This is a genomic window from Streptomyces xylophagus, from assembly GCF_000716435.1.
GTDB lineage: Bacteria > Actinomycetota > Actinomycetes > Streptomycetales > Streptomycetaceae > Streptomyces > Streptomyces xylophagus.
Genome location: NZ_JNWO01000055.1, coordinates 20,497 through 32,154 on the forward strand (window position 1 = coordinate 20,497; position 11,658 = coordinate 32,154).

An 11,658-nucleotide genomic window follows, 5' to 3' on the forward strand; every position below is an offset into this window, starting at 1 on the left:
GACCCGCGACACCGGCTTTAGGAGAGCCGTGCTCCATCCACCGAGCCGAGCCCACCGGCGACGGGCCTGTCTACAAGCCCCAACCCGGCCAGCCCACCCGTCCCCCTACCGCGTCCGAGTCACCGTCACCCGATAGTTCCCCGCGGCATCCACCCCCGTCACCGCCACCCCGACCCCCCTCACCGGATCCCGGAACGTCTCCCCCACCCCGAACGGCGCGTCCGACAGTTCGGCGTGGACGTTGGGGCTCCGCGTGCACCCGCCGCTGTTCCGGTGCGCGTCGTACACCTTCACCGGGCCCATCCCCGTGTCCACGTCCGCCTCCACCTTGTAGATGAGGACCCCGGGCCGGCACACCGCCTCGTCGTTGCCCTCGTGGGTGCGGACCTCCAGGGCGTAGCCCGTGCGTCGGGAGAGCGGGACGAAGATCAGCCTCGTGCCGTCGGTGGACGGGCGTTCCAGCGGGGTCAGGGTGTACTCCGAAGTGCCCCTGTTCATCGCGCAGTTGACCTGGGACGGGTCGAGCCAGCCGAGTTTCCACTTGTGCCAGCCGAGGAGGTCGTTGTCGGCGCCCCAGTCCTCGCTCATGATGTCCCAGTGGCCGACCGCGCCTCCGCCCTCCTGGGTGTAGAGGTCGGGGAGGCCGAAGACGTGGCCGTTCTCGTGGGGGAGGACCCGGTAGCCGGTCTGGGCGTAGGTGCCGGAGCCGTCGTCCTGGCGGGAGTAGACGAAGGAGGCGTTCGAGACCGGGACGCCGTCCGCGACCGGGGCTTCCGTGTTGCCCGCGAAGGTCACCGACAGGACCGTGTCCAGGGCGGAGGGACCCGCGTTCGGGGTGACCAGCACGTTCAGGAGGTCGTACTGGCGGAAGTCCACGGTCGGGTCCGCCGCGGCCACGATGTCCTGGACGAGCTGCCGGTACCCGGGGTCGAAGGGCGCGCCGCGCTCTATGCCGTAGGACTTGAAGGGCTTGGGCATGCGGAGCCAGTGGGGGACCGGGGTCTCGGGGCGGTAGTCGAGGCGGCCGTAGGAGCTGGTGCGGAACCAGTCCTGGGTCTGCGGGAAGAACTCGTGGTAGCGGTCCATCGCGGTGCCCGGGCCGGGGGCGTCGGAGAAGTCGACCATCAGGGTCAGGGCGTGGACCGTGCCGGTGGAGCGGGAGTAGCCGCCCGGGGTGGGGATGCCCTCGGACATCTCGGTGTCGAGGGGGCCGCTGATCATGCAGGCGCCGAGTGCGGAGGTGCGGGCGAGCGCGACCGGGCCCGCCGCCGTCATGGCGCCCGGGGTGAGGTGTCCCGTACCGGCCGAGGTGCTGACCGCGAGGGTCAGGACGGTCACGGACGCGAGGGCGGCCACGCGGCGCGGGCGTATCCGACGGCTGGGCTGCATGCAGGGACCCTTCGCGCCACGGCAGCCGCCGGTCTCCGGCTGCACCCTTTCGATCACCCTGTGTCGTGTGGTGCGAGGGCGCGCGCTGGAGGAGACCGACCGTGTGGTGCGGGCCCCATGGGGTGTGACTCAGGTCACATCAAATGTCTCGCCGGGCGGGAAATAACCGGGGACCGTTTCCCCGTTTAGCCATGTGTCCGAGCGAAACGGGGAGTCCGTCCCCGGATCGCCACCCGTAACTCAAGGAGTTGGCCGTGACGACCGCGATGACCCCCGTACAGCGAAAGGTGACCCGGCCGCGCGCCGACGCTTTGCGCAACCGGGAGCGGATCGTCACCGCCGCCCGCGAGATGTTCGTCGAGTTCGGCCCCGATGTGCCGCTCGACGAGATCGCCCGCCGGGCCGGCGTCGGCAACGCCACGCTTTACCGCAACTTCCCTGACCGTGACGCCCTCGTTCGCGAGGTCGTGGTCTCGGTCATGGACCGTACGTCGGAGGCCGCCGAGCGGGCGCTCGACGAGACCGGCGACGCCTTCGCCGCTCTGGAGCGCTTCGTGCACGTGTCCGCCGACGAGCGGATCAGCGCGCTGTGCCCGATGATCGCGAGCACGTTCGACCAGTTCCACCCGGATCTGGAAGCCGCGCGCGAGCGGGTCGAGCAGCTCATCGACGAGATCATGGACCGGGCCAGGCGGTCCGGGCAGCTCCGGCCCGACGTGGGCGTCGGTGACCTGATGGTCGCCGTGGCCCAGCTCAGCCGGCCCCCGGCGGGCACCGGTTGCCTCAGCGCCGACCGCTTCGTACACCGACACCTGCAGCTGTTCCTGGACGGACTGCGGGCTCCGGCCCGCTCGGTCCTGCCCGGCAAGGCAGCGACGATGGAGGATCTCCGGCAGCCCTGACCGATGAGTTCAGAGCGTCCCGCCTGTCTCAACAACAAGCTCCGGCTCCCCTCGTAGGAGATGAGCCGTCCCGAACACGTCCTTCTTCCGTATTTTTCCGTCACGAAGTCCCGAAGTGGGTACCACCATGTCTGAAACAGCCCGAAGCGCTCCAGGCGCTCTCGACAAGGGCGACAAGGCTTCCGAGGCCGCCGAGCACGAAGCCCATGCCAACCGCTGGAAAGCGCTCGCGTTCATCGCGCTCGCCCAGCTGATGGTCGTGCTGGACGCGACCATCGTGAACATCGCCCTCCCGTCCGCCCAGACCGACCTGGGCATCTCCGACGGCAACCGGCAGTGGGTCGTCACGGCCTACGCCCTCGCCTTCGGCGGACTCCTTCTCTTCGGCGGCCGCATAGCCGACCTGTGGGGGCGCAAGCGCGCCTTCGTCGTCGGCCTGACCGGCTTCGCCGCCGCGTCCGCCCTCGGCGGTGTGGCCACCACCGGCGCCATGATGTTCGGCGCCCGTGCCCTCCAGGGCGCGTTCGGCGCCCTGCTCGCGCCCGCCGCTCTCTCCCTGCTCGCCGTGATGTTCACGGACGCCAAGGAACGCGCCAAGGCGTTCGGTATCTACGGCGCGATCGCCGGTGGCGGCGGCGCCGTCGGCTTCATCCTCGGCGGTGTGCTGACCGAGTACCTGGACTGGCGCTGGACGTTCTTCGTGAACATCCCGTTCGCGATCGTCGCCGCGCTCGGCGCGTACTTCGTCATCCGTGAGCCGGAAGGCGGCCGCAACCGCAACCCGCTCGACATCCCGGGTGTCCTGCTCTCCACCCTCGGCCTGGTGTCTCTCGTCTACGGCTTCACCCGCGCCGAGTCCAACGGCTGGGGCGACTCCTCGACCATCGCGCTCTTCATCGCGTCGGCGGTCCTGCTGGTCTCGTTCGTCGTCGTCGAGGCGAAGGTCAAGGCCCCGCTGCTGCCGCTGCGCGTCGTCACCGACCGCAACCGCGGCGGTATCTACCTCTCGCTCGGCATCGCCATCATCGCGATGTTCGGCACGTTCCTCTTCCTCACCTACTACCTGCAGGTCGTGAAGGGCTTCTCGCCGATCAAGACCGGCTTCGCCTTCATGCCGATGATCGTCGGCATGATGGTCGGCTCGACCCAGATCGGCACCCGCCTGATGACCCGCCTGCCGGCCCGCCTGCTCATGGGCCCCGGCTTCCTGGTCGCCGCGGTCGGCATGCTCCTGATGACGCAGCTGGAGATTGGCTCGTCGTACGCCTCGATCATCCTGCCCGCGATGCTGCTGCTCGGCCTCGGCATGGGTACGGCGTTCATGCCGGCCATGTCGCTGGCCACCCTGGGCGTCGAGCCCCGGGACGCGGGTGTCGCCTCCGCGATGGTCAACACCTCGCAGCAGGTGGGCGGCGCCATCGGTACGGCCCTGCTGAACACGATCGCCGCCTCCGCGACGACCGCGTACATCAAGGACCACATCGCCGGTGCCGGTACGTCCAAGACCCAGCAGCAGCTCGTCCAGCTGCAGGGCCAGGTGCACGGCTACACCAACGCCATCTGGTTCGCCGTCGGCATGCTGGTGGCGGCCGCCGCGATCGTCTCGGTCCTCGTCAACGCCGGCAAGCAGGGTTCCGACCCGGTCGCCTCCGGTGACGGAGTCGAGGACGAGTTCAAGGTCCCGGTCGTCGCCCACTGACGACGCCCGACCCGGTCGTACCCCCTTCGCACCATCCGTACGTACGGGGAAGGGGACGCCCCGTACGTACGACTCCCAGGAACTGCCCTGGTTTCCGCCTGAGTTGAGCGGCTCAGCGGAGCCAGGGCAGATCCGCACCCGCTTCGTTCGGCTGAAGTCCCTCGGCGACGATCTCCATGATCTCGCCGAGGGACTTCTGCTGTTCCGGGGTGAGCCGGTCGAACAACGCCTGCCGTACGGCGGTCACATGGCCCGGCGCGGTACGGCTGAGCACCTCGTACCCCGCGTCGGTCAGCACCGCGAACTGGCCGCGCTTGTCGGAGGGACAGTCCTCCCGGCGCACCCACCCGTTCTTCTCCAGCCGCGCCACCGCGTGCGAGAGCCGGGAGCGGGTGATCTTCGCGTACATGGCCAGCTCGGTCATCCGCAGCCGCCGGCCCGGGGCCTCGGCGAGCTTGACGAGCAGGCCGTAGTAGATGTGCGGCATGCCCGCGTCCCGCTGGAGCTGGCGGTCCAGGTGGTCCTCCAGGAGGGTGCCGGCCTGCACATAGAAGCGCCAGACGCGCTGCTCCTCGGCGGTGAGCCAGCGGGGTTCGTCAGCGGGTGCCGCTTCGTCAGCGGGCGCGGGTGCCGTGTTCATGCACTCCACTGTACGAGAGCTCTCCTTGAAGGTTAAACAAATGGGGCGTAAGCTCTCGCTCAGGAAGTTTGAGAGTTCAAGCATTCAGTTCGAGTGTCGAGTTCGACCCTGGGGAGTGACCGTCATGTCCACCGCCGCACCGGAGCGCATGCCCGCCCTCTATCTCAGCCACGGCGCGCCGCCCCTCGCGGACGACCCGATCTGGCCCGGCGAACTCGCCGCCTGGTCCGCCGACCTCCCCCGTCCCAAGGCGATCCTCATGGTCTCCGCCCACTGGGAGGAGGCCCCCCTCGCCCTCGGCGCGGTCGACCCGGTCCCCCTGGTCTACGACTTCTGGGGCTTCCCCGAGCACTACTACCAGGTCCGCTACGACGCCCCGGGCGCCCCCGAACTCGCCGAATCCGTACGGAAGTTGCTGCGCGCCCCGGGCATCCCCGTGCAGGACGTCCCCGACCGTGGCCTCGACCACGGCGCGTACGTCCCGCTCGTCGAGATGTTCCCGGCCGCCGACATCCCGGTCCTCCAGGTCTCGATGCCGACCCTCGACCCGGTGAAGCTGATGGAGATCGGCCGCAAGCTCGCCCCGCTGCGCGACGAGGGCGTCCTGATCGTCGGCTCCGGCTTCTTCACCCACAACCTGGCCGCACTGCGCCACACCGGCGGGGGAGTGCCCACCTGGTCCTCCGAGTTCGACGACTGGGGCCGGCGCGCGCTGGAGGCCCGGGACTGGGACGGCCTGCTGGACTTCCTCCACAAGGCACCGGCCGGGCGCTACGCCCACCCGCGCACCGAGCACTTCGCCCCGCTGTTCGTCACCATGGGCGCGGCGGAGGCCACCGGTGAGCTGGACACCCCGGAGGCGCTGAACCCCTCCGTGATCGACGGGTTCTGGATGGGGATGGCGAAGCGGTCGGTGCAGTTCGGCTGACGGCCGTAGAACCTGGGACCGAGGGCGAGACCGAGGGCCTGCGGGAGCTACAACTCCTTCTCGTACCAGGCGACATCCCAGTAGCGGCCGAACTTGCGGCCCACCTCCCGGTAGGTCCCCACCGGCCGGAAACCGAAGCGTTCATGCAGCCGCGTGGACGCTTCGTTGGGCTGTGCGATGCCCGCGTACGCCCGGTGGACGTCCTCGGTCGCCAGGTCCGCGAACAGGGCCTTGTAGAGCAGTGTGCCGATGCCACGGCCGGCGGCGTCCGGAGCGAGGTAGATCGTGACCTCGACCGAGGTCGAGTAGGCGGGCTTCGCCCGGTAAGGGCTGGATGTGGCGTAGCCGAGGATTCGCTGTGAGTTCCCTTGGAAGGTCCCGTCCACGGCAACCTTCAGGCGGTATGGCCCGTCTTCAGGGTGGGAGAGCAGCCAAGGGCGGCGCTCCTCCGGCGCGAAGGTGACGGTGTCGAAGGTGATCGGGGTCTCGCGTACGTAGTGGTTGTAGATGTCGGTGAGGGCGTCGAGGTCACTCTCGACTCCTGGCCTGACCTGCACCTCTGTATGTTCCGACGGCATCGTTACCCCCTTGTGGCCGGACAGGGTACTGCAAGATCAGAAAAATAGGGGAGCGGGTTGGGAATTCTGTCCGGATTCCAGTCGTTGTTTCCATCAGATGCAGGGCACACGAGAAGAGTGCCGAGGCATCACAGGAACACCTGACGAACACCTGCTGACCGACCCACCATCGCAAGGGAGCACGCATGGCAACCCGTGCCGTCGCCCGTCGTAAGTCCGCCTCCGGCGAGACCTCCGGCGTGGCGCGCAGTGTTCGCGCCCATGGCGGCGAGATCGCCGACCGCGACCTGGTCGGCATGTATCTCGACGAAATCGCGCGTACACCGCTGCTCGACGCCGCCAAGGAAGTCGAGCTTTCACAGACCATCGAAGCGGGCGTGTTCGCGCGCCAGGTTCTCGACGGCGAGGAGACGTCCCAGGCGGACGCCAGCCGCGCCGAGCTGGAGGCCCTGGTCGCCGAGGGGGAGCGTGCCAAGGACGTCTTCATCCGGTCCAACCTCCGTCTGGTCGTGGCCGTGGCCCGCCGTTACCCCCGTAGCGGCCTGCCCCTGCTCGACCTGATCCAGGAGGGGAACGCGGGCCTGGTCCGCGCGGTCGAGAAGTTCGACTACCGCAAGGGCTTCAAGTTCTCGACGTACGCGACCTGGTGGATCCGCCAGGCCATCACCCGCTCGATCGCCGACCAGTCCCGGACCATCCGGCTCCCCGTCCACCTGGTGGAGGAGCTCGGCCGGATCCGCCGGGTGCAGCGCGAGTTCAACCGCAAGAACGGGCGGGAGCCCGAGCACGCGGAGATCGCCGCCGAGCTGGACACGACCCCGGAGCGCGTGACGAACGTCCTGGACTGGGCGCGCGACCCGGTCTCGCTGAACATGTCGGTGGACGACGACGGCGACACGCAGTTCGGTGACCTCCTCGAGGACACCTCCGCGGTCTCGCCCGAGCAGTCCGTGATGACCCTGCTGCGCAGCGAGGAACTGGACGACCTGATCGGCCGCCTCGACCAGCGCACGGCCTCCATCATCAAGATGCGGTACGGCATGGAGGACGGCCGGGAGCGCACGCTCACCGAGGTCGGCAAGGAGCACGGCCTGACGCGCGAGCGCATCCGCCAGATCGAGAAGCACGCACTGCTGGAACTGAAGAAGCTGGCCAGCCAGACCGGCTTCGACGCGGCGGCGTAAGCGGCCCTACGGCTCCATGTTCCGGCCGCTGGCTTCCGGCCTCCGGCCGCGGCCCGGTGGACGCGGGGGCGCGCACGAGATCGGTGCGCGCCGGACCGCGTACGCCGGGTGGCGGGAGACCGCGCGAACATGGCTGCGTACCGCCGCTTCAACCTCCTGAGCCCTGGGAACAAGACTTCAGGGCCCGGGAGTTCGGGTCCGGGGCACTGCCCCGAGACCTCCTGAGCCAAGTCCCGACGCAATCCCCCCCCGGCGCCGGGACTCTCCCAGCCGGGCTTCGGCGCCTGTCCCCCCAGGCGTCGAAGCCCGGTCTTTTCGCGTGTGGGGTGGTGCGTGGGGTGCGTGGGGTGCGGACATGCTGGGACGGCGGGGCACCCCGTACCTGAACCCCGGGGTGGCCCGCCGAATGGCAGATTGTGCCATAGAGGCATAGCCTGCCGGTGTGAGCAGCCCCACCCCAGCCTCGGATTCCCGTACCGGTTCCCCCTCCGCACCGCTCTCGCTGACCGAGCGGCGCAAGGCCGAGACCCGGATGGAGATCGCCCGGGCGGCGGCCGGACTCTTCGTCAAGCACGGGCTGCGGGGCACCCGCGCCGAGGACATCGCCCAGTCCGTCGGCATCGCCCCCCGCACTTTCTACCGCTACTTCGCCACCAAGGAAGAGGCCGTCGCCCCGCTCTACGCGGCCGGCGCCGAGCGCTGGGCGGAGGCGGTACGCGCGGCCCCGCTCGCACTGTCGGTACCGGAGGCCCTGGAACACGGGGTACGCCACACGCTCACCCCCGGGGTGGGCGTCTCCATGAACTCCTGGCCATGGCTGCGCACCCTGATCGGCCTGGCGGAATCCAGCCCCGCCCTGCGCAGGGTGTGGGCGGAGGTCTGCCTGGCCTCGGAACGAACCCTGGGCGAGGTGCTGGCGGAACGGATCACCAAGGGCGACGACACCGTCGCCGACCTGTCCCTGTCCGTGGCCTCCCCGCAGCTGCGCTTCGCCGCCGCCGTCGCAAGTGCGGCCGTACGGACGGCTGTTGAGGGGTGGGCGTCGGGGGAGGCGGAGGGACGTGCGGTGGCGGGACCGGCGGAGCTGGCACTGCGGAACCTGCGGGCGTTGCGGGACTTTCCCTGGGGGGAGTTGGGGGCGGCGCGGGGTGCGCTGTGAGCTACGGCGGGCGTGCTGTGAGGTGCGCGGGGGTGCGCTCCTGAGGTCGCTGGGGGTTCAGGCCCCGCCGCCCGCCCGACTGAGCCGTTGCCCCAACTCCCGTACGCACCTCGCCAGTTCCTCCGGCTCCTGCACCGTGAAATCGCACTCCAGCATGGCCAGCCGGACGGCGAGCCACCGCACCGCGTCGCCGGTCGTGGCCCGCAGGCGGCAGGTGTGTTCGTCGAGGGGCTCCGGTGTGCCGAGCCAGGCCGGGATGCGGGTCGCCATGACGTCGGCGGGGGCGGCGAACGTTATGGAGTAGTCGTAGGTCTCCTGGCGGCGGTACATCGACTGCCGCAGGTACTCCGCCGCGCTTCCCGTGGGCAGTTCGCGCGGGGTGAAGCGGGCTCCCGTCGCGAAGGGGGTGCTCACGCGGTCGACCCGGAACGTCCGCCAGTCCTCGCGGTCGAGGTCGTAGGCGACGAGATACCAGCGGCGGCCGGTCGAGACGAGTCGGTACGGTTCCGTCACGCGGCGCGACTCGGTGCCGTCCTTGGCGCGGTACGCGAAGCGCAGCCGCTCCCGGCCGGCCACCGTCGAGGCCATCACGGTGAGTGTCTCGGGGGCGATGCTCGCGCCGTCTCCGCTGGTCAGCGGGGTCGTGGCGGCCTGGAGGGTGGCGACCCGGTGCCGTAGGCGCGCGGGCAGTACCTGTTCCAGCTTCGCCAGTGCCCGTACGGACGCCTCGTCCACGCCCTCGAGCGCGTGCCCGGCGCCCGCGCGCAGCCCGACCGCGATCGCCACCGCCTCCTCGTCGTCCAGCACCAGCGGCGGCATCGCCTTGCCCGCGACGAGCCGGTAGCCGCCGTCGGAGCCGAGCGTCGCCTGCACGGGATAGCCGAGTTCGCGCAGCCGGTCGATGTCCCGCCGGACCGTGCGCCGGGAGACCCCGAGCCGGTCGGCCAGCTCGCCGCCGGGCCACTCGCGGGGCGTCTGGAGGAGGGAGAGGAGCTGGAGGAGCCGGGCCGGGGTGTCCGTCGTCATGAGCTCTCCGTCGTAGTCATGAACTCTCCGTCGTCGTCATGAGTTCGAGGATGCCGTAGAACTAGGACACGATCTGACCTAATGGGGTCATAGCTTCAAGCCATGACCTCCACCGAAACCCTTGTGGACAGCCCGGCCCCCGCAGTCCCCGTGACCGCCGCGGCCGACCGGCGGCGCTGGTTCGCCCTCGCGATCGTGATGACCGCGGCCTTCATGGACCTCGTCGACGTCACGATCGTCAATGTCGCGATCCCGTCCATCCAGCGGGACGCGGGCGCCTCCTTCAGCCAGATCCAGTGGATCACGGCCGGTTACGCGCTGGCCTTCGCCGCCGGGCTGATCACCGGCGGGCGGCTGGGTGACATCTACGGCCGCAAGCGGCTGTTCCTCGTCGGGATCGGCGGCTTCACGCTCGCGTCGGCGCTGTGCGGCTTCGCCGCGAACCCGGAGATGCTGGTCGCCTCGCGCATCCTCCAGGGCGGGATGGCCGCGATGATGGTGCCGCAGGTGCTGTCGATCGTGCACGCCACCTTCCCGGCGCACGAGCGGGGCAAGGTGTTCGGGCTCTTCGGCGCGATCGTCGGCCTGGGCGCGGTCTCCGGCCCGCTGCTGGGCGCCCTGCTCACCGAGTGGAACCTGTTCGGGCTGGAGTGGCGCCCGATCTTCCTGATCAACCTGCCGGTGGGCATCGCCGGCCTGATCCTCGGCAGCCGCTTCATCACCGAGTCCAAGGCTCCGCGCGCGCTGAAGCTGGACCTCGTCGGCGTCGCCCTGGTCACCCTCGGGCTGCTGATGCTGCTCTACCCCCTCACCCGCGGCGACGAACTGGGCTGGCCCGCCTGGGGGTTCGTGTCGATGTCCGGCTCGATCGGCGTCTTCGTCGGCCTGGTGGCGTACGAGAAGCGGAAGGCCGAGCGGGACGGTTCGCCGCTCGTCGAGCTGTCGCTGTTCAAGGTGAAGAGCTTCGCGGCCGGTATCGCCGTGCAGACCGTGTTCGGCGTCGGACTCGGCATCTTCTTCCTCGTCTGGACGCTGTACATGCAGATCGGCCTGGGCTGGAGCCCGCTGCGGGCCGGACTGACCGGAGTCCCGTTCTCGGTCGCCGTCTCGGTGGCGGCCGGGATGTCCGTCCAGAAGCTGGTCCCGCGCGTCGGCGGACGCAACGTCCTCCAGGCCGGTGCGCTGGTGATGGTCGTGGGCGTACTGCTCTACCTCTGGGAGTCCGACCGGTACCAACTGGCCATCGCCTCCTGGCAGATGGCGCTCCCGCTCGTCGTGATGGGCGCCGGCATGGGCCTGATCTTCGCCCCGCTCACCGACACGATCCTCTCCGAAGTACCGCGCGAGCACGCGGGTTCCGCGTCCGGGCTCATCAACACCGTGCAGCAGATGGGCAATGCGCTCGGGCTCGGGCTGGTGTCCGTGGTCTTCTTCGGCTCGATCGGCGACCGCTTGACCCCGGCGCAGGTGGGCCCGGCCTTCGTGAACGCCTTCCAGAACGCGCTGGGTTGGGTCGCCGCGGTCATGGGCGTGATCTTCCTGCTGATGTTCGCGCTGCCGGGGCGGGCGGCTGGGCGGGCGGCCAAGGAGCTTGCGCAGAGCGGGAGTTGACGCCGTAAGGCACCGCAGGAGAGCGCCCCGCCCCGAGGCCGTACCGGGGGCGGGGCGTTCGGCGTGATCTCACGCGGCACTGACGAACTCGTGAACGGTCGACAGTGAGACGTCGAGGACTTCCAGTGGGGTTCCGGGTTCACTTCTGCCGTGCGGGTTTGAGGTCGGTGATCTGTTGGTGGGACAGCGGGCTGGCGATGGCTTGGACGGTGTCGCTCATGTGTTCGCGGCGGTCGGGGTGGCGGGCCAGGGGCCGCCGGTTTTTAGGTGGGCGGTGCCGTGCTCGACGCGGATGCGGCGTGAGGAGTGCGCTTTGCGCTGGCGCTCGTAGATCTCCTCGTGCCGGTCCGGGGCGTTCTTCTTGAGCTTGCGGTGTGGTGGTGTCACCATGCGTCCGCCGGTCTGAGCACCCAGACTCTGGTAGCCGGCATCGGCGAGGATCTCGGCCGCGGGTCCGTCGGCCGGGAGTTTGGCCAGTCCTGGCTGGTGGGCGTGGGTGATGTCCGCGCAGTTTCCGGGCTTGGTCGGGCTGTAGAACAGTA

Annotated in this window: 11 protein-coding genes; 6 read left to right on the forward strand and 5 right to left on the reverse strand. The window is 69.8% G+C overall.

Annotation, left to right across the window (positions count from 1 at the left end; all coding sequences use genetic code 11):
* Positions 1-105: 105 nt before the first annotated feature.
* Positions 106-1,389 (reverse strand): M6 family metalloprotease domain-containing protein, encoded by a 1,284-nt coding sequence (locus OO70_RS49465; RefSeq protein WP_043687911.1) that lies wholly within the window; start codon positions 1,387-1,389, stop codon positions 106-108.
* 266 nt (positions 1,390-1,655) lie between these two features.
* Between OO70_RS49465 and OO70_RS49470 the strand changes: the two genes are divergently transcribed.
* Complete coding sequence (locus OO70_RS49470) at positions 1,656-2,291, forward strand: TetR/AcrR family transcriptional regulator (RefSeq protein ID WP_106971911.1); 636 nt, start codon at positions 1,656-1,658, stop codon at positions 2,289-2,291.
* Between the two features lie 127 nt (positions 2,292-2,418).
* Positions 2,419-3,990, forward strand: a complete 1,572-nt coding sequence (locus OO70_RS49475; protein ID WP_078651911.1) for an MFS transporter — start codon at positions 2,419-2,421, stop codon at positions 3,988-3,990.
* Positions 3,991-4,102: 112 nt separating this feature from the next.
* Here OO70_RS49475 and OO70_RS49480 read toward each other — a convergent pair whose 3' ends face one another.
* Complete coding sequence (locus tag OO70_RS49480; protein WP_043687922.1) at positions 4,103-4,630, reverse strand: MarR family winged helix-turn-helix transcriptional regulator; 528 nt, start codon at positions 4,628-4,630, stop codon at positions 4,103-4,105.
* Positions 4,631-4,754: 124 nt separating this feature from the next.
* On the opposite strand from OO70_RS49480, the gene OO70_RS49485 reads away from it, so the two are divergent.
* Positions 4,755-5,558: a dioxygenase family protein gene (locus OO70_RS49485; RefSeq protein ID WP_043687925.1), complete on the forward strand. Its 804-nt coding sequence runs from the start codon at positions 4,755-4,757 to the stop codon at positions 5,556-5,558.
* Between the two features lie 47 nt (positions 5,559-5,605).
* Here OO70_RS49485 and OO70_RS49490 read toward each other — a convergent pair whose 3' ends face one another.
* A complete protein-coding gene (locus tag OO70_RS49490; RefSeq protein WP_043687927.1) occupies positions 5,606-6,136 on the reverse strand; it encodes a GNAT family N-acetyltransferase in 531 nt (176 codons plus the stop codon).
* 185 nt (positions 6,137-6,321) lie between these two features.
* Between OO70_RS49490 and OO70_RS49495 the strand changes: the two genes are divergently transcribed.
* Together OO70_RS49495 and OO70_RS49500 are read left to right on the forward strand one after the other, a co-directional pair.
* Positions 6,322-7,320 (forward strand): sigma-70 family RNA polymerase sigma factor, encoded by a 999-nt coding sequence (locus OO70_RS49495; protein WP_043687932.1) that lies wholly within the window; start codon positions 6,322-6,324, stop codon positions 7,318-7,320.
* 442 nt (positions 7,321-7,762) lie between these two features.
* A complete protein-coding gene (locus OO70_RS49500; RefSeq protein ID WP_407702904.1) occupies positions 7,763-8,479 on the forward strand; it encodes a TetR/AcrR family transcriptional regulator in 717 nt (238 codons plus the stop codon).
* A gap of 57 nt (positions 8,480-8,536) precedes the next feature.
* Here OO70_RS49500 and OO70_RS49505 read toward each other — a convergent pair whose 3' ends face one another.
* A complete protein-coding gene (locus OO70_RS49505; RefSeq protein ID WP_043687938.1) occupies positions 8,537-9,505 on the reverse strand; it encodes a helix-turn-helix transcriptional regulator in 969 nt (322 codons plus the stop codon).
* Between the two features lie 102 nt (positions 9,506-9,607).
* Between OO70_RS49505 and OO70_RS49510 the strand changes: the two genes are divergently transcribed.
* Positions 9,608-11,116, forward strand: a complete 1,509-nt coding sequence (locus OO70_RS49510; protein ID WP_043687942.1) for an MFS transporter — start codon at positions 9,608-9,610, stop codon at positions 11,114-11,116.
* A gap of 216 nt (positions 11,117-11,332) precedes the next feature.
* On the opposite strand, the gene OO70_RS56510 is transcribed toward OO70_RS49510, so the two are convergent.
* Positions 11,333-11,658 (reverse strand): transposase family protein (locus OO70_RS56510; protein WP_324604922.1); only part of this gene is annotated, 326 nt, incomplete at its 5' end.